The organism is Motilimonas pumila, from assembly GCF_003596335.1.
Taxonomy (GTDB): domain Bacteria; phylum Pseudomonadota; class Gammaproteobacteria; order Enterobacterales; family CBDFNC01; genus Motilimonas; species Motilimonas pumila.
This window is the reverse complement of sequence record NZ_QZCH01000004.1, coordinates 113,443-131,435: the sequence shown is the minus strand read 5'-3', so window position 1 is coordinate 131,435 and position 17,993 is coordinate 113,443. Positions and strand designations below refer to the sequence as shown.

19 protein-coding genes are annotated in these 17,993 nt (G+C 44.3%); 9 read left to right on the top strand and 10 right to left on the bottom strand.

The annotated features are described in order from the left end of the window. Positions 1-37 precede the first annotated feature (37 nt). A complete protein-coding gene (locus tag D1Z90_RS05870) occupies positions 38-949 on the top strand; it encodes a cation diffusion facilitator family transporter (protein WP_119909818.1) in 912 nt (303 codons plus the stop codon). A 34-nt stretch (positions 950-983) separates the two neighbouring features. Next, the gene (gene cysE / locus D1Z90_RS05865; protein WP_119909817.1) at positions 984-1,763 is read left to right on the top strand and encodes a serine O-acetyltransferase; all 780 of its coding nucleotides are present in this window, start codon (positions 984-986) and stop codon (positions 1,761-1,763) included. 51 nt (positions 1,764-1,814) lie between these two features. Here cysE and D1Z90_RS05860 read toward each other — a convergent pair whose 3' ends face one another. Beyond that, the gene (locus tag D1Z90_RS05860; protein ID WP_119909816.1) at positions 1,815-2,039 is read right to left on the bottom strand and encodes a DUF1653 domain-containing protein; all 225 of its coding nucleotides are present in this window, start codon (positions 2,037-2,039) and stop codon (positions 1,815-1,817) included. 158 nt (positions 2,040-2,197) lie between these two features. Between D1Z90_RS05860 and zapB the strand changes: the two genes are divergently transcribed. Next, positions 2,198-2,449, top strand: coding sequence for a cell division protein ZapB (gene zapB, locus D1Z90_RS05855; protein WP_119909815.1), 252 nt, complete (start codon positions 2,198-2,200; stop codon positions 2,447-2,449). A 75-nt stretch (positions 2,450-2,524) separates the two neighbouring features. Here zapB and rraA read toward each other — a convergent pair whose 3' ends face one another. After that, positions 2,525-3,010, bottom strand: coding sequence for a ribonuclease E activity regulator RraA (rraA, locus tag D1Z90_RS05850; RefSeq protein ID WP_119909814.1), 486 nt, complete (start codon positions 3,008-3,010; stop codon positions 2,525-2,527). Positions 3,011-3,331: 321 nt separating this feature from the next. Between rraA and D1Z90_RS05845 the strand changes: the two genes are divergently transcribed. Genes D1Z90_RS05845 through prsR form a run of 6 tightly spaced genes read left to right on the top strand, consistent with a single transcriptional unit; the run spans position 3,332 to position 9,775 of the window. Then, positions 3,332-4,099, top strand: a complete 768-nt coding sequence (locus D1Z90_RS05845; protein ID WP_119909813.1) for a hypothetical protein — start codon at positions 3,332-3,334, stop codon at positions 4,097-4,099. An 11-nt stretch (positions 4,100-4,110) separates the two neighbouring features. Further along, on the top strand, positions 4,111-4,380 hold the full coding sequence (locus D1Z90_RS21265) for a hypothetical protein (RefSeq protein WP_158587065.1): 270 nt from the start codon (positions 4,111-4,113) through the stop codon (positions 4,378-4,380). A gap of 31 nt (positions 4,381-4,411) precedes the next feature. Beyond that, entirely contained in the window at positions 4,412-5,329 is a 918-nt protein-coding gene (locus D1Z90_RS05840) for an HprK-related kinase A (RefSeq protein ID WP_158587064.1), read from the top strand. Next, positions 5,322-6,356: a nucleotidyltransferase family protein gene (locus D1Z90_RS05835; protein ID WP_119909811.1), complete on the top strand. Its 1,035-nt coding sequence runs from the start codon at positions 5,322-5,324 to the stop codon at positions 6,354-6,356. Before D1Z90_RS05840 ends, D1Z90_RS05835 begins: the two co-directional genes overlap by 8 nt. Continuing rightward, positions 6,357-8,408 carry an XrtA/PEP-CTERM system histidine kinase PrsK gene (prsK, locus tag D1Z90_RS05830; protein ID WP_119909810.1) on the top strand — a complete coding sequence of 684 codons (2,052 nt, stop codon included), beginning with the start codon at positions 6,357-6,359 and terminating at the stop codon, positions 8,406-8,408. Further along, the gene (prsR, locus tag D1Z90_RS05825) at positions 8,405-9,775 is read left to right on the top strand and encodes a PEP-CTERM-box response regulator transcription factor (RefSeq protein WP_119909809.1); all 1,371 of its coding nucleotides are present in this window, start codon (positions 8,405-8,407) and stop codon (positions 9,773-9,775) included. The genes prsK and prsR overlap by 4 nt, the downstream gene beginning before the upstream one ends. A 78-nt stretch (positions 9,776-9,853) precedes the next feature. On the opposite strand, the gene hpf is transcribed toward prsR, so the two are convergent. The 8 genes from hpf to D1Z90_RS05785 form a co-directional block, all read right to left on the bottom strand. Then, the gene (hpf, locus tag D1Z90_RS05820) at positions 9,854-10,210 is read right to left on the bottom strand and encodes a ribosome hibernation-promoting factor, HPF/YfiA family (RefSeq protein WP_119909808.1); all 357 of its coding nucleotides are present in this window, start codon (positions 10,208-10,210) and stop codon (positions 9,854-9,856) included. A gap of 176 nt (positions 10,211-10,386) precedes the next feature. Beyond that, positions 10,387-10,755 (bottom strand): hypothetical protein, encoded by a 369-nt coding sequence (locus D1Z90_RS05815; RefSeq protein ID WP_119909807.1) that lies wholly within the window; start codon positions 10,753-10,755, stop codon positions 10,387-10,389. 65 nt (positions 10,756-10,820) lie between these two features. Next, on the bottom strand, positions 10,821-11,825 hold the full coding sequence (locus D1Z90_RS05810; RefSeq protein ID WP_119909806.1) for a LacI family DNA-binding transcriptional regulator: 1,005 nt from the start codon (positions 11,823-11,825) through the stop codon (positions 10,821-10,823). Between the two features lie 140 nt (positions 11,826-11,965). Next, positions 11,966-12,991: an XrtA/PEP-CTERM system-associated ATPase gene (locus D1Z90_RS05805; protein ID WP_119909805.1), complete on the bottom strand. Its 1,026-nt coding sequence runs from the start codon at positions 12,989-12,991 to the stop codon at positions 11,966-11,968. Between the two features lie 10 nt (positions 12,992-13,001). Beyond that, positions 13,002-14,570, bottom strand: a complete 1,569-nt coding sequence (locus D1Z90_RS05800) for a TIGR03016 family PEP-CTERM system-associated outer membrane protein (RefSeq protein ID WP_158587063.1) — start codon at positions 14,568-14,570, stop codon at positions 13,002-13,004. Next, positions 14,557-15,555, bottom strand: coding sequence for an XrtA-associated tyrosine autokinase (locus D1Z90_RS05795; protein ID WP_119909803.1), 999 nt, complete (start codon positions 15,553-15,555; stop codon positions 14,557-14,559). The genes D1Z90_RS05800 and D1Z90_RS05795 overlap by 14 nt, the downstream gene beginning before the upstream one ends. Beyond that, positions 15,552-17,162: an XrtA system polysaccharide chain length determinant gene (locus D1Z90_RS05790; RefSeq protein ID WP_119909802.1), complete on the bottom strand. Its 1,611-nt coding sequence runs from the start codon at positions 17,160-17,162 to the stop codon at positions 15,552-15,554. Before D1Z90_RS05790 ends, D1Z90_RS05795 begins: the two co-directional genes overlap by 4 nt. A 35-nt stretch (positions 17,163-17,197) precedes the next feature. Further along, on the bottom strand, positions 17,198-17,836 hold the full coding sequence (locus D1Z90_RS05785; RefSeq protein WP_119909801.1) for an XrtA/PEP-CTERM system exopolysaccharide export protein: 639 nt from the start codon (positions 17,834-17,836) through the stop codon (positions 17,198-17,200). Between the last annotated feature and the right edge of the window lie 157 nt (positions 17,837-17,993).

Sequence of the window (17,993 nt, the reverse complement as noted above, 5' to 3'; positions counted from 1 at the left end):
CCTATTACGCCAGCAATGGAAGGTTTAATAGGCGACCGTGCAAGATAAACAATATTCAAAATTGGTCACTGTAGCAGGTTGGGCTGCTGCAGGTACCGCAACCTTTCTTATTATCAGCAAGTTATTTGCCTGGTTTTGGACCGACTCCACCAGTGTTTTAGCTTCTTTAACCGACTCCTTGATGGACGTAGCTGCATCGTTAATCAACTTGTACGCTATTAAGGTGGCGTTAACCCCTGCCGATGAAGACCATAAGTTTGGCCACGGTAAAGCAGAGAGTTTGGCTGGCCTGGCTCAAGCTGCGTTTATCTCGGGCAGTGCTTGCCTACTGATTCTTGGTGGGGTTCAGCGCATTATCAAAGGCAATGAGGTGCAAGCGGCAGGTGTGGGGATATGGGTGATGGTGTTATCCATTGTCGCCACTTTGGCCTTAGTCGCTTTTCAGACCTATGTGGTTAAACGTACCGGCAGCGTGGCTATCAAGGCTGACTCATTGCATTACAAGTCAGACTTGTTTATGAACGCGGCCGTGGTGCTTGCTCTCGTATTAGCCGCGCAAGGTATTCACAGCGCGGATGGCATTTTTGCAGTGGGTGTTGGCTTTTATATTTTCTATGGTGCTTGGCAAATTGGCAAAGAGTCGGTTGACTCTTTGATGGATAAAACCTTGTCGGCAGAAGAAGAAGCAAAAATTATAGAAATTGTTTTTCAGCAACCAGGCATTACAGGCGTACATGACCTGCGTACGAGACAATCCGGCAGTACTAAGTTTATGCAGTTGCATTTAGAGTTAGATGATAACCTTAGCCTGTTTCAAGCCCACGAGCTTGGTGATAAAGTAGAGGGAAAATTGGCTGCTGCCTTTATCAATTCGGATATTATTATTCACCTTGACCCAGTCTCGGTGGTCAAATCAAGCAGTCGCATATCTAAACCGGCTTCGGCGTAATTTGCCGTAATGCTGACGATAGCAAGGTAAAAACATGGACGATACAAATTTAACTACTTGGCAGCGCATTCGTGAAGAAGCCAAGGTCATGACGCAAGAAGAGCCCATGCTGGCAAGCTTTTTTTATTCCACTATTTTAAATCATGATACCTTGCAAGCTTCGTTGAGCTTTCAACTTGCGAACCGCTTAGACAGTGCCACCATGCCGGCTATCTTAGTGCGGGAAATTATTGAAGAGGCACTTGCCGCTGACGAGAGTATTCTTGAATGCGTCGAAGCAGACATTGTTGCAGTGCAAGATCGAGATCCTGCGGTTCAGCTTTTTTCTACCCCATTGCTTTACCTAAAAGGTTTCCACGCTATTCAAGGATATCGGGTGGCACATTGGTTATGGCATCAGGATCGCAAAGCGCTGGCTCGATACATTCAAAGTCAAATTGCAGTGGTGTTTGGGGTTGATGTTCACCCTGCTGCAAAAATTGGCAAAGGCATCATGTTTGACCATGCGACGGGTATCGTTGTGGGTGAAACCGCGGTGATTGAAAATGACGTGTCAATATTACAGTCTGTAACCTTAGGCGGAACGGGTAAAGATGGCGGTGATCGTCATCCGAAAATCCGTGAAGGCGTCATGATAGGCGCAGGCGCTAAGGTATTGGGTAATATTGAAGTGGGCAAAGGTGCCAAAGTTGGCGCGGGTAGCGTCGTGCTTAAGCCAGTACCGCCACATACTACAGTGACGGGCGTACCGGCTAAAATTGTTGGCACACCAAGCTGCGATAAACCTTCGTTAGACATGAGCCAAAACCTTTAAGCCAGCTTCTATGCATAACAGCCTAATGATACCAGTGGGCTGTTGGGCTTTTTACTCACTGGGTGTTATCAATGTGAATCTTGGCAGCTTGCCTTGAGGTGTGATAACGGCTTCAAAGAACATATCGTAAGGGCGCACCCATAAATCACCGCTACCATACAAGGGGCGGTAGACCACATGCCATTGCTCGCTTTCACTGTGACAAGCGAGGTCAATTACCTGATAAAAATTGCCTTTGTAATGTTGGTATTTACCCGGCGTGAATGGTGGCTTCATAGCATCCTCCTAGCACTAAAATGCCATTATATGATGGCTTAGCATTATTCTATTACTTTTTTATGCCGTTACAGTGGGCGAGCCCTTGAATAGGACTAAATTAAGGCTTATGCTCGGACTGATAAAGCGGACAGGTGTGATTCTTAAGGGTTTATAATATGTCTTTTGAAGTATTAGAAAAATTAGAAGCTAAAGTACAAAGCGCAGTTGATACTATCTCAATTTTACAAATGGAAATTGACGAGCTTAAGCAAAGTAACAGTGAGCTTGCGCAGACCAATTCTGGTTTAACAGAAACCAATGCGCAATTGCAGCAACAGAATGACCAGTTGCAAGGTGAGCATCAGTTATGGCAAGAACGTCTGCGTACCCTGTTAGGTAAGATGGACGAAATGGAAGAAACGGTTTAATAATACCGCTGCCATTGTGACAAAAAAGCCCAGTTTAAAAACTGGGCTTTTTTATGTCTATTGTGGCCTTAGGCGCTATTCAATATCGAGCGGCTCTGGCGACAAAATAATGCCAGTGCTGTCAGCATAAAGGTGGTCTTCTGGTAAGAAGCTAACGCCGCCAAAGTTGACCGGGACATCGACTTCACCAATTTCCGAGTCATCGGCACCGACCGGGATAGAAGCCAAAGCTTGAATGCCAATTTCAAACTCTTCAAGAGCATCAACGTCACGGACTACGCCGTATACTACGATGCCTTCCCAATCATTTTCAGTAGCAAGCTCAACTAAGTCGGCGTCTAATAGTGCTCGACGTAAAGAGCCCCCCCCGTCAATCAGCAATACTTTGCCTAAACCTGATTCTTGTAATGTTTGTCGGATTAAGCCATTAGACTCGAAGCACTTGATGGTGGTTATCTCACCGCCAAACGAGCTTCTGCCGCCAAAGTTCGCGAACATTGGTTCAACTACATCAATGGTATCTGCATAGGTATCGCATAACTCTGAAGTATTGTATTCCATTCGATCACACCTTATTTGTAACGGATTGACGGCAGTACAAAAACGCCTAGTTGCTTGTTTTGCATCCGAAGATTCCGTTTCAGTATAAACCCAATGGCGCTCATTTCAATCGTATTTATTGGCATATAGCGAACAAGTTTGTTTTTTATCAAATCCATACTGGTTAGAGAGGCTAGCTGTCTAGCCAATGAGATCGAGTGCAGCTCATTTGCTTGTGTATTGAAATTGCCAAAACGATTGGAGAAATGCTGTCTATACTTGTTAAATGAGAGCGCATTGAACTCTCGTCTAGTTCGTCTAACTGATATGGGTAGGTGGCAAATGGAACCGCATCAACGTAAGCAAGCCAAAGTGGATAGTAGACGCAAATTTCTGGTTAATACCACAAAAATTGGCGCAGGCTTACCTCTGATGGCAAGTTTTTTTAGTCGTTCAGCCATGGGAGGTACTGGTACGTGTTATACCGCTAGTGCTGCCCAGTCCATCACTCCCTCTGCTCAGCAATTCAACACTTCTTGTATCGCTTCTGGTCGGAGTCCTGGCTATTACAAAACCCATGTTTTACCAAACTCTGGTGGTCATTGGAATTTGGGCTGGCCGCAATACAGTGGTGCCAGTATCGCGAGCTGGTCTGGTGTTAGCTTTAATCAACACAAATATCTTAGCGGAGCAGAGCAAGGCATACCCAGAATTGATGGGGGTACCTTTAAAGGCATTAATAAAAACGGCAAATTAACTAAAAATGCTAAAAATTGGTTTAAAGGCACGTTACAAGGCGTGAAAGCACCTAACGCGGTGACTGAGATCACTTTATTAGGCAGCATTCCTTGCTTTCAAAGCTCAGCATTGTCTGAGCTATCCGTTATGGAAGTATTATGGCGCCACCCTGGATCTGATGAATTTATTGCTATTGCTACCTATTTTAATACGGTGCATGCGTTACATGATAGCAGCCTAGAATACCCAATCGATTACAATTTTGCGTGTGAGCTGATCACTGCAATGCTAGAAGGACGAGATGACGAGTATCATTTACCTAACTTTTCCGGCGGCTCTATCAAGGTTTTCTTAGACAGCTTGTATGTTTAAGCTTAATGACGATGGAAAAGCAACAGACATATTGTCTATCTGAAGGAATTAACTGGCGTATTTGGCAGCATGAACTGGTGTTGTTTAATCCTTTCGATAACTGCGTGCATTTAGTGTCTTCGCAATGGTTACGATACTTTGAACGATTAGCTCAAGAGGATGCTTTCGCCTTAGATGACTTTTTGGACTTACTGATTGATGAGTCTCTCGCTGAGCAGTTATGGCAACAGTGGTTACAAGCGAACATTATCAGACCAACTTCAACTCTGTCATCTGGCTAAGGAACGACATCGAAGTATGACACAAGCAAGGATGCTACTCGTTAAAGAACATTCAAACTCTCTTTTACAATGTTTACGTCAAGAAGGTATATATCTTTATTTACCTCCCTTCATCATTAGGCTTCGTAGTCAAAGTCATGACTTAGCTCAATATCTCTCCCTCTTTTATAAAGACCTAAGTTTTTGCCTTGATTCTCAAGTCGTGCATTTCGATATAGAGTTAAAAGCTGAGTCTTGGTGGCGACAATGGTTGTCACCTCAAGTAAGGTTTTATCAATCTCAGCAAGCTCCTTTCTTAGCTATGCCTCGCCATCACAGTGCGATTCTATGGGAATGGGGACTGAATTATTGTGTTGCTGCCAAATGTCATCACTATCTCACGATCCATGCTGCTGTTGTTTTAAAAGATGGGCAAGCTGTTGTCATCCCTGCGCCACCAGGTTCAGGAAAAAGTACATTATGCGCATTGTTATGCTGCCATGGTTGGCAACTTCTTTCTGACGAGTTTGCCCTGATTGATTTAGATAATCAGCGGGTACAAGCTTTTCCGAGGCCTATTAGCTTAAAAAATAGCTCCATTGATGTCTTGAAGCAAGTTGTAGCTAAGCAACAAATTTCAGCTCAGTTTAGTGCTCAGTTTAGTGGTACAAGTAAAGGTGATATCCAGCTATTAGCCCTGCCTAAGGCTGTCCATGCCGACACTCGTAAAACGTACCCTATTAAGCAAATTGTTTATCCTCATTACCTTCAGCAACCCGGTTTTAACTGTCGTGCTTTATCAAAGGCACAATCATTGATGCAATTAGTTGAAAATAGCTTTAATTTTGCATTACTAGGGCAAGCCGGCTTTGATTGCTTAACAACATTGGTTGATAACGCACAACATTGGGTGTTGGATTATCATGATTTTAACGAAGCGTTGAATCAGTTGGAGTTGCAACATGGCTGAGGAATCAGGGCTATGGAGTTACTTGTACAGTCTAAGCGTTCAGCCTGCCCCCATTTCTGATCAACAGTTAGCGGTGGCCAATTTGCGGCCAAGACTATGGAATGAATTACTTGAACGAGCTGAGCAAGCACAGCTATTAGCTGTATGGCATGAGCAGCTGAAGCTATGCACTCAAGTCCCTAGCGTCGCTCAGACACGTATGCAATGGGCCAATACCTTGGCGACTCAACAGTTGAGTTCTATGCACGCTGCTCTGGAGAGCCTACAACAAGCCTTGTCACCCTTTCACCCGGTACTTTTAAAAGGCGCTGCTTATCAGGTGTTGCAAACAGATAATGCAGTTGGAAGGGTGATGTCTGATATTGATATCTTATTGCCAGAGCAAGAGTTGGCATCTGCTGAGCGTGCTCTTTGGTTACATGGTTGGGATAATCGAGGAAAATCTGATTACGATCAGAGTTATTACCGTCGTTGGATGCATGAGTTGCCACCATTTATTCATCGTCAATCGGGAGCGGTCCTCGACTTACATCACCATTGGTTGCCTAAAACTTGTCGTTGGCAGCTAAACATCGACAATGTTCTTCAAAGAGCGACAAAAAGTCCAATCACAGGTTTTAAGGTACCTTGCTTGGAAGATCTTTGCATCCACGCTTGCTTACATTTACTACTAAGTGGGGAAAGCATAAAAGGCTGGCGAGATTTACGCGATGTGCACTTATTGTGTCAGCAAGTTACGGATGAGAACTTGCGGGCAAGAGCACTGCAGCTTGGCGTTTTAGAGCAAGTGGAGACGGTCAAACAGATTGCCTTACGAAGTTTTCAAATGGGCGGCTCTCGACTTAATTGGCAGCAGAAGTTGTGGCAACAAGCATTAATCCCCACAAAATATCGACTTTCTCTTATTGATAATCATGCGCAGAATGCTTACTACCTGTATGGTCACTATCTTCGGATGCCCTGGCGCCTGCTGCTGCCACACTTAATACGTAAGGCTCGTATTCGGTTACAACAAAAGGAAACTTAAATGGCATTTATTAGTTACCTTGTTGCTGGGCTGAGTTACCTCTTTTTTGCCGCTTTGGTGCTGGCGACAGGGGCGACGTCTAAGTTAGCCCGTTTACTGCTAACTGTTGCGATATTGGGCGTAGTTTGGGCGCTACAGGTATTGGTCTATTTTGAAGTCGAATGGGGAGTACTGTCTGATTTCATCATGTTAGATGGCTTGAGGGCTTTGTTATGGCTGGTATTTCTATCGTGTTTAACCCAGCCACAAGAAGGGGTTTGGCAACAGCTTTGGCGCTCTAAATCTTGCTCTTTCGCGGTGCTGGTCTGGTTAAGTATTTGCTTGTTATATCAATTTTTTGCCAGTGAATGGCAAAGTAGTTGTTATTACCTCAATATTTTGTTGGCCGTTTTAGTGCTAGTAAACTTAGAGCGAGTCTACCGTAATTTATCAGATGAAAATCGCTGGAAAGTTAAGCCGTTGGCACTGTATCTGGGATTGATTTTTGGTTATGACTTTTTCTTTTACGGTCAAGCGGCATTATTAAGCCAAGTTGATGCTGACTTGTGGCAAGCGCGCGGGGTTATCCACGCCTTGGCGTTGCCTTTGTTGATGATGGCAACCAAGCGCACAACCCATTGGTCGGTGCGCATTTATGTTTCTAGAGACATAGTGTTTCACAGTAGCCTTCTGATGCTAGCAGGTTTATACCTTATTCTTATGGCTGCGGTGGCGTATTACATTAAATACGTGGGAGGCCATTGGGGACAACTACTGCAGTGGGTATTTTTGGCTTTAGCAGTTGTGATGTTGGCGGCGACCTTTATGTCAGAGTCTTTTCGGCAAAAGACTAAGGTGTTTATCGCTAAGCACTTTTTTGCCAATCGGTATGAATATCGTGACGAATGGTTAAATTTAACTCAGCACTTAATGGAGCAAGAACCAGAAAACAATCCAGCCGAACACGCGTTGCTTGTAATGTTAACCCGATTAAAGTGTGACACAGGCTGCTTATACCAAGTTAAAGGCCCCCTCACTATGCTTACCGCTAACATTCAAATGCGTGTGGCGTTATCTGATCAGGCCTTAACGCACTTAAGTGCATACTTTAATCAAAAAGATTGGTTGATTAGTTTACCTGGCTACCGAGATCACCCGCAGTCTTACCCAGAATTGGTGATGCCGCCCGAAGTGCTGCGTCAAAGCACTATAAATCTGATAATTCCTTTGTATTACCGTCAGCAATTAACGGGAATGATCATTACGGGCCCCTCCCACGCACTCAGCGACATCAACTGGGAAGACCGAGACTATATTAAGGTGATAGCAAAGCAATTAGCCCATTATCTGATGCTACAGCAAACTCACGGCGAGCTGGCAGAAGCGAAACAGTTTCAAGCTTTTAATCAAATGTCAGCTTTTTTGGTTCATGACCTGAAAAATACCCAAGCCCAGCTATCATTAATAACAAGTAATGCTCTAAAACATAAGCATAATCCTGAGTTTATTGACGACAGCTTAGTGACCATAGAAAACGCGGTTGGACGGATCAAAAAAGTGGTAGAGCACTTTAAGCGAAGTCAAGCGGAGCCAGCGTCTCAGCAAAAGATAGCTTTAGCTGAGTTACTCAAACAAGTAGTGGAATTATGCGCTGGACGCCAACCTGTGCCAGAGCTAGTGATAGACGCAGACGCAGAAGTGCACGCTCAACAAGAGCAGCTCAAGGATATTTTGTGTCATTTGGTGCAAAACGCTCAAGAAGCCACCATTGCCAGTGGCAACGTCAGGTTGAGCTTAAAGCGGTGCCATCAACACGCGCAAGTGTGCGTTGAGGATGATGGTTGCGGTATGGATCAAGCCTTTATTGAGCAACGTTTGTTTACCCCATTTGATACCACTAAAGGCAGCGCAGGCATGGGCATCGGCGTATATGAAGCGAAACAGTTTGTAACCGTACTGGGGGGGCGTTTAACGGTTTCTAGTCAGCTAGATAAAGGCAGTACGTTTACCTTATATTTGCCATTGTGCTTACCGGAGCAGGATGACGCAATCACCGAGCAGGAGGCGCAATGAGTGATGCAAAGTTACCACTGTTAGTGGTTGAAGATGATCCAGGAATGCAAAAGCAGCTAAAGTGGAGCTTAGATGATTACCAGCTGATTTTTGCCGATGACAGAGCCTCTGCCATTAAACAGCTAAGGCGATATGAACCTAAGGTGGTGACTCTCGATCTTGGTTTACCTCCGGACCCGTCTAACTCATCCGAAGGCTTAGCGACGCTGTCTGAAATTTTAGCCCTGCAACCGCACACTAAAATCATCGTGATTACTGGTAGCGACAACAAACAAGATGCAATTAATGCGATCGCTCATGGCGCTTATGACTATTATCAAAAGCCGATAGAGCCAGAAGAGCTAAGCATTATTTTAAAGCGAGCTTATTGGCTGAGTCAGCTTGAACAACAACAACAAGCCTACGACAAATTAACTCTACACCTAGGTCGAGTGATTGGCGACAGTCCAGAAATTCAAAAGATATGCCGAGTGGTAGAAAAGATAGCCAACACTGAACTGACGGCGCTTTTATTAGGTGAAAGTGGCACGGGTAAAGAAGTGTTTGCTCATACTATTCATGAATGCAGTGATCGCCGTTCAGGCCCTTTTGTGGCGATTAACTGTGCTTCAATTCCGGAAAATTTATTAGAGAGTGAGTTGTTTGGCTATGAGCGCGGTGCGTTTACTGGCGCTCATAAAAAAACCAAAGGAAAAATAGAGTGCGCCCAAGGTGGCACTTTGTTCCTCGATGAGATTGGTGACATGCCCTTGCCGTTGCAAGCTAAATTGCTGCGTTTTTTGCAAGAGCGAGTTGTGGAGCCTGTGGGGGGAAGACATGAAATAGAGGTTGATGTAAGAGTCGTCTGCGCAACCAACAAAGATATTTTATTCATGTCCCAGCAACAAAGTTTTCGGGAAGATTTGTACTATCGTGTCAGTGAGATGACGATCAATATCCCGCCATTACGAGAGCGTGGCTGCGACGTGATTTTACTGGCGCGGGCATTTTTGATTAATTTTAATCAAGACTTAGGCTGCCAAGTAAAAGGGTTTGATGAAAGCGCGCTACAAGCGTTAACGGCATACTCTTGGCCGGGTAACATTCGAGAGCTGCAAAATAAACTAAAGTCCGCCGTGATCATGGCGGAAGGCAGTAATATCACCGCTGCTGATTTGAATTTAATGGCACAAGAAGCACCGCTGGCCGTGTTTAATTTGCGCCAGGCAAGAGAAGAGGCAGAGGTGAAGGTGATTAAGCAGGCCTTTAGTTTTACCAATTATAATATGTCGAAAGCTGCAGAACTGCTGGGGGTTACTCGACCTACGCTGTATTCGTTGGTGGAAAAATACCAGATAGTGATAAACCGAGAAGTGACAGCGAGTTAGTCATAGGCCTGTAAGGTTTAGGTTTTAATAAGCATAAAAAAAGCCGGCAGATGCCGGCTTTTATCATTGAAGTGGAGCTTAATTTAGCTTCATCTCTTGAATGATTTCGTGCGCAATCTCTGGCGTGGTTGCCTCAGGCTTGTTATGTCTGTCTGCTTTTAGTTGGCCTTTTCTGTGACTTAACGCTGAATGCAGTTTTTTCTCAGCATTGGCAATAGCCGGATAAAGCATTTCATCGGTACCACGAGCAGAAATTTGTGCGCCCTCATAGGTGGTACTGACTTCGATATGATGCTCGTTGTGTTGCTCAGATAAAATAACCTTAAGTGAGATAAGACTAGGGAAGTGTGAGGCTACTTTGGCAAATTTCTCTTCTAAGTGAGTAACTATGTTCTCAGTAATTTTTGTGTTGTGGCCAGTGACATTTATTTTCATATGAAGTTCCTCTCCATCATTATGTTTGTACAAGACTTTAAGTCATGTAACGTTTTGTTTACTGGATGTTTTTAGTGTAGCTGTTTGATTTAAATTACCTATACAGAGTTACTATTAGGGCTGTAGGTATTTATCTATATCACTAAATCCAGGGTCAATATGGTTAAGGGTGAGAATTACTCCTCACAAGAAATGCGATTAAATTGTAAGCCTTGCTGGTCGAGCTCTGTGACTTCTGCAAACCCGAGCTGCTCTGCTTTGGTAACGTCATATCGGTTGACTGTAAGGACATGAATACCCGGGCCGCCGGCCCCGCACATTGCTATTGTGGCTTGTTCAGAAATTTGTGCACATTCAGATTTTAGCACTTTTACGCCAGCTTGCTCTAATTGTGACTGAGTTATTGCGATAGACTGTGCTTTAGCTTCGCATTGCACATAACCATCGGATATATAGACTTGAGTGTTGTTGCTGCTAGATACCTGTGAGCAGGCCGATAACAGTAAAGTTGAGAGGGTGCCAGTAATTAACAGCCATTGTTTCAAATTGTCTACTCCTCGTAAATACTACATTAATATTCTTAACAGGTAATTTATGCCTTGGCTAGTCTTTATTTAATATTTGTTACGCTATCGCGGATCACTAGCTCGGGTTTCAATAAAATTTCTTTGGCGATTTTTGACGGCATTAAAATCATATTTTGTAATTGCTCCATGGCTGTTTCGCCTAGGTCAAACGTGGGTTGGCGTATAGTGGTTAGCGCTGGGAAAGTGTGCTTAGCGTGAAAGCTGTCATCGTAGCCAATGACGGAAATTTGTGCAGGTACCTTGATGTTAAATTGACGCAAAGCCAGTAACACGCCAGCTGCAATATCGTCGTCTCCAGCACAAATAGCGGTGAAATTATGACCTTGTTGGCATAATTCGCATGTCGTTTCATAGCCAAAGTGTTCGCTAAATGGTCCTGTTTGAATACGGTAATCAGTGGCGTTGACATCGTACTCTTGCATTGCCCGTAAAAAACCGCGTTGGCGTTTACTCGCGTCGGGGTAGCGAGGCAACCCTGCCAGAAATAGGATGCGTGTATGACCATTTTCAAGCAAGTGTTTGGCTGCTAGATAGCCGCCAAGTTCGTGATCGACCTGGACCGAGTTGTTGCTGAGCAAAGGTTCAGCTTGACCAAGCGTTACAATAGGCGGCAAGTTAGGGTGCAGCTGCTGTAATAGCTGCGGGGTTAGCGCATTTTCTAGGTAAACTAATAAACCATCGCACTGGTACGCCGAAAGCGTGTTGATGGTTTCTATTTCTTTGTTCTGAATTCCAAAACTGCTAATTGGGATCAACTCTTGCTGTTTATCTTGAATGCGGCTCTGCACCCCTCCAAGCAAAGCGGCGTAAAAGGGGCTAGAGATATCAACCAATACCAAGCCTATCATGCCAGAGCGATTTTTTTTAAGCCCCTGAGCAAAGTTATTTGGCTTGAAATTTAACTCTTTAATGACTTTTTCTACCCGCTCTCGGGTTTGATTTGAAACACTGCTACCAGGGTTGAGTACACGTGATACGGTGGATTTTGAAACCCCCGCCAGTTTTGCTACATCAGAAATAGAAGCCATGAAATGTGACAGAAAAAGGATACCTATTGACCAGTTTATAAACTGCTTGTGGGCTTGCAAGGGTAAATATCTGAAATCGTGAGTAGGCTCTATGGCCAAAATGACGCAGAGCGATCCCGATCTCGATTAAGCTTAAAGTGCTAGGTCTTGTTGGCGAATTTCGCTTGGTTATTTTTGTCTTTTAGCACTTTATCGAGGTATTTGAGCAGTTTTAGCTTTTCCATCATGGTTTTGTCGAGGTATTGCAGAACTTCTTCAAGGTGATGCCGAAAAACGGCCGCGTCGTCGTTGTTATCGTGGTTTAAGCTCTGCGTCGCGACAGTTTCGGCCTTGGGCGGCAAGGTCGCGTACTCTTGCTCTTGAATAAACTCTTGGCTTACCGTGTCGACGTCCTCACAACTGATGTGGCTGTTTTCTTCTAAATAGCAAAATAACATTAAACGGTCGCAAAATAAGTTGATTAAACGTGGGATACCTCGGGTAGTTTGGTGAATTAGCGCAAAGCTAGCGGCTTCAAACGAGGGGTTATTTTGCCAGCCAACGTGGTTTAAGCGGTGTTGAATGTATTGCTGACATTCCGGCTCCGTTAAAGGCGGTAAGTGGCAAGAGGCGATGATTCGTTGACGAAATTGCTCCATGTTGCTGCCTTTGAGCGTATCTCTTAGCTCTTCTTGGCCCAATAAAAAGCTCTGCAGTAAAGGCTGATTGTCTCGTTGAATATTCGACAGCATGCGCAGTTCTTCAATCGATTCTGGCGGCAAGTTTTGCGCTTCATCAACCAGTAATAATGTTCGCCGACCTTGATCAAAGTTATGATTTAGAAAGCGTTCAATTTGTTGCAATAGACTGGCTTTATCAAGCAGGTTGTCAGTGACAATGCCAAAACCACTGGCGATTAATTGCAGTAGATCCAGTGGCGCTAGGCAAGTGGTTACTAACTGTATCGCCGAGACTTGTTGGGTATTTAAATCGGCTATTAAATGCTTCGCAATGGTCGATTTTCCGGTACCAATTGCACCCGAAACTACGATAAAACCTTCGCCTTGTTCTAAGCCATATTGCAGGTAAGCCATGGCCCGTTTATGTTCTTTACTGGCATAAAAAAAATTGGGATCTGGTGTCAATTGAAAGGGCTTCGCACTAAGGCCAAAAAAATCTTGATACATAAATTACGTCCTAATAAACTACTTGATAGCTGAGTTGCAGGCGGTTTTCATCGTAGTCTGAGGTACTGCCATCGCGTTCGGTGTAAAGGTATCCCAGTACCATGAAAGATCGGGCGCTGAGTTTATGGTTTAGATTGATGTTGTACCTTTGTTCCGTTTCATCACTCACAAAACCCGAGTCATTTAAGCTCTCTTCTAGCTCACGCCATTGCGCGCCCAGTTGTAAGCCCGTTTTTCTGCCAATCTTAATGCCCCAATTAAAGTTTAAGCCGTAGTCGTCTTCATCTTTGACTTCGGTAAAGTACAATCGCTGGGTATAGAACAGGTTGAGAGTGTAGGTGCTTTTTCCTGTTCTTAGGGTTGAGCTCCAGTTGGCGGCTTTACTCAAATAAAGCTCGTCACCCACGGCAGGAGGAGGCGTGTAAAAAGTAATTACCTGTTTGTCAGGTGCGACGTCTGGGTTTACTTCATTAGAGAATTCACATTGGGTTAAATCGAGCACTGGCCCAGCAGGACAAATTAATGAGCCTGTATTATTGGTGGAAGCGTTATACACTTCGGTACTGTATGACTCGATGGACTCTTGGTAGGTGAGGGTATTGCTCAAACGTTTTATGCGATGATTGAATTGCACATCATAAGCGTCACCAAAGAAACGTTTGCCGTAGCTTGCTTTCAGTGAAGTTCGACTCGTGGGTACCCAACTCAGCTTACCGCCCCAATAATCTTCGTTGGTCTCTTTTAAGCTGAAGTTATAATTGATTTCAAAGCTGGTTCTGTCGCTGGGAGAGAAACGTAAACCCGGGCCCCAAGAGGCGCTGTCTAAGTTTTCTTGGCGGACAGATTCTTGAATGTCGTTTTCTTCCCAAAAGAAGTTCATCATCAGAGCAAGGTGTTGATTGAGGCCATAGCCTAAAGTGGCATCTGCCAGTTGGGTAAAACTATATTCGGCGTCATTCGGTTTTTGATAGCCTTGGCTGTAGCTAAAATTCCACAAACCTTGTTTAAACTCACTGCCGTCTTGCCCTGCTATCTGAAAATCGTAACCTTTAGTATCTTGGTTGCCGCCGCTTTCGTCGGTAAGAAATACACCGGCTAGAAAACTCAGTTGGCCGTAATTCGCCAAAGGTTGCAGGTAATCCATGCCTAGGCGATATCGGCCAACAGTGATTAAGTTATCAGAGCCTGTGACGTAATCGGGGATCAGACCACGACTGAGGTCTTCCAACTCTTGCTCTACGACTACTTCAGCATTGAAATTGAGTCTATTAGGGATAGCTCTGTAATCGAAGCGGCCAAGAAAGTTATGAAAAAACTCGTGGTCTTTTGTATTGCCTACGTAGTGCTGTCCTCGAACATCATAACGCAAATTTAAGTCTGCTCGTTTACCTTTACCGGTCAGGCCAAAACCTGGCGTCAGAGATAATATAAGGTCTTCTTCTCCTCGCTCGGTTTGCTCAACATTATCACTGTATTCAATCATAGTGATGACGGAGGCTGAAGCATCCCACTGGGCAGAAAAAGCTTGAGCGGATGACATTGTGACAAAAAAGAAAGCGACTTGCCTAATATTCGACATACTGATATCCATATTGGCCGTATAGATTTCTGTGCTGTACTGTTTTATTCAACACTAAGCCTATTGCTCTGTCTTTATTTAGTAGGCTGATGGCATTTTCTAAGCTACTCAATTGGGTTTTATTTTCTTCGACAACGAGGATTTGTTGGCCAACTAGGCTGGTTAAGGCTTGTGTTTCATTGATGCCTAATAATGGGGGGGCGTCAAATAAGATGATCCGGTCACTGTAGCGGTTTGCTAACTCTTTAGTCATCTCTGCCATTTTGGTACTGGCTAACAACTCACTGGTCAGGTGGTGGCGTGCACCTGCGGGAATAATACGTAAGTTTGGAACATTAGTGTTGTAAATTATCCCTTGAAGATCACTGGTCTGGCCTAAGAGGTAATCCACTAAGCCGACTTCAGCTTCAACTTCTAACTCTTTGCATATAGAGGGCTTCAGTACATCTGCGTCGATTAATAATACCGTCTTGTCTTGTTCCATTGCGATGCTGAGTGCTAAGTTGATCGCATTGTAGGTTTTCCCTTCATTTGTTCTCGAACTGGTTACTAGAATCAAGTTAGAGTGCTCAAGCGTGTCATTGAGCGGGCCAAAGGCTGTTTTGAGAATACGCCTTTTAACGAATCGAAACTCTTCATGCAGTTGACTGCGCTCGTTGGGGTCAACTAAGAAACCGCGTTGTTTTAGGCCTTCAATATTTAATTTGAGAACCTTGTCATTCGTGCTATCAGGGAAATCATTTTTAACAATTTTCTCAGGCGAAGGAACGTCTTTTTCGAGGGAAGACTTGCTAGCCTCAGGGGAGGGTGTTGTAGTATTCGTTGAATTTTGGACTGGTATCGCATCACCTTTTTGTGATGCTTTATTAGTCGTTCCTATTGTGGTCTGCGAACCTTTTTCTGCAAGCTTCTCCGTCGCTCGTTCAGGTAACGATTGAGTCGGTTGTTGCTGCTTTTTAGCCAGGGCTTTTTCGATAATACTCATAGCGTCTCCGTCGAATTCATCGCCACCAAATTTTTCATTTTTTGCAGCAATGGCAACTGTGAGCTCTGACTGACAATCAGACCTGCATAGGTAATAAACAGTGCCGCGATTATCGCGCTGAAGGCAATGTTATGTTTGCGCCGTGTTTTGATCACTTGGTCAGCGTTGGCGTGAGAAATAGAACCCAGTACAGGTAAATTAGTGATGCTCGATAGCTCTCTGCTACCGGTAACGATAGGGTTGAGTTGGCTTAAAGCAAAGGCCACAAAAAGGCCGACGCCTAAGCCGACGATCGTCACCACGGTTAAATAGATAACGCGATGAGGGCCCACTGGCTCTCTGGGTACGCGAGGTGGCTCGATAATTTTAAATTCGACGCCGTCCACAGACTGACCTGCTTTTTGCGACATGATCGCGGCTTCACGCCGCTCTAGTAATTGGTTGTATTGACTCTTTGTGATGCCATAGCCTCGAGTAAGTGCAGCCAGCTCAGCTTCAATCTGTGGCACTAAATGGACTTTTTGTTGCAGTTTATCGACTTTGTCTTGAAAGTTTTGCCGCCTGACTTTGAGAGAAGCCACTTCAGACTCTAATTCGCTAACATTTACCCTGAGAGACTGGACGAATGGCGACTCATCTTCTGTAGCAGGTTGCTTTTGTTGTTGCGATAGGGTTATTAATTCTGTGCGTTCTTGGGTTTGTTTTTCACGTAAGTTACTTAGCTGTTTTTTCAGCTCAATAATGTCAGGATGGCGGTCGGTATATCGTAATGAAAGTTCGTCCAAGTTTTGCTGCATCAGTTCAATACGACTGTCATATTGAGTGGTAATTGAGGGATTAAAGCTGTTGCCGTCAGGAGTTGAGAAATACGGAATCGTTTGCTCGTCTTCCAGTTGTAAGCGGGCGGATGCTAAGCGAGTTTCGGCTTCTTTAAGCTGCAATTCGGTTTGCTCTAAGATTGATTGTTCTTGTTTGAGTAAACCGTAATACGAACTGCCTTCTCCCGGCAGTAAATCAGCATTGTTACGTTTGAACTCGGTCAGCGCAGCATCATCGACTTTCATGCGTTGTTCAAAATCTTTGATTTGCTGGTTTAAAAATCGTTGCGCATTATCGGTGTCGGTGCGGTTCTCGCCTAACGTATCTTCTACAAAAATGGTGAGTACAGACTTTACGACTTGTATGGCTGCGTCTTTGCTCTGATTCTCGTAACTGATGGTAAAGATTTTTTCTCGCCGAGTGGAGGCGATTTTAATGCGTTTGCCTAAGGAGTCGATTAAGGCATCGAACTCTTTGCTGTTATTAGTGTGAATATCGAGGTCTGACATGCGCGCTATTTTTTCAAGGTTAGGCCGGCTTAAAAGAGTTTTAACCATCAAATTTAACTGCTTGTCCTTAAAGGTTTCTACGGTGAGACCGCGCAGCAAAGGGCGAAGCAGTGAATCGGTATCCACATAAACACGTGCAGAAGCACGGTATTGATCGGGCAGTTGCATGGTGTAAAACCAGCCGATGGGACAAAGTAACCACGCTGCTATCACGATGTAACGGCGCTTTAGCCATATGCCTTTGACGTAAAATAGAATCTTGTCGAGCAGTTCTTTCATTCCCGCCTCCTTGGCTTTGGGTTCTATATTCTGGCTTAGAACCAAGCTTCTGGAATGATCAAAATGTCGCCGGGGAGCATATTGGTGTTGGCAGTGATGTCCCCTTTTCGTACGAGGTCATCGAGCCTGACGCGGTATTTTTTTTGTTGTCCATTTTCAATTCGAACTAAAGAAGTGTTATTACCATCGGCAAATTCCGTTAATCCCCCTACCTGAATCATCACATCAAGCACCGTCATGTACTGGCTGTAATTTAACGCTTGTGGAGAAGAGGCTTCACCAATGATGCGCACTTGCTCTGTGTATGGACCGGTAAAACCACTCACTGTGACGGTAACTATGGGCTCTCTTAAATAGGTAGACAATACGTCTTCAATTTCTCGAGCTAACTCTGTCGGCGTTTTACCTGTGACAGGTATGTCCTCCACTAAAGAGGTGGTGATCATCCCATCGGGTCGTACCGTGAAACTGCCAGAAATCTCAGGGTTACGCCATACAAAAATATTGAGTATGTCTCCAGGCCCAATTAGGTATTTGTATTCTTCGGGATCAGCGGTACTCGAGGCTGTAAAGCTGGCAGAGCTGGCAACAGGAGCATCATTTTGAGAACAAGCTGAAACAAACAACATTAGGCAGAAAATAGGCCAAATGGGGGATTTCAATATGCTTTCCATAGCGAACTCTCTCTTTAATGAATGGATGACGCGGCTGAACTTTGACTGCACATTGTCATGAAAAGTTATGACGTAAGTTATTTCTCTCTCAATTATCCAGCTTAGTCGAAGAAATATTTATTGCCGTAATAAATTTTGCTTGTGGAGAATACGAAAT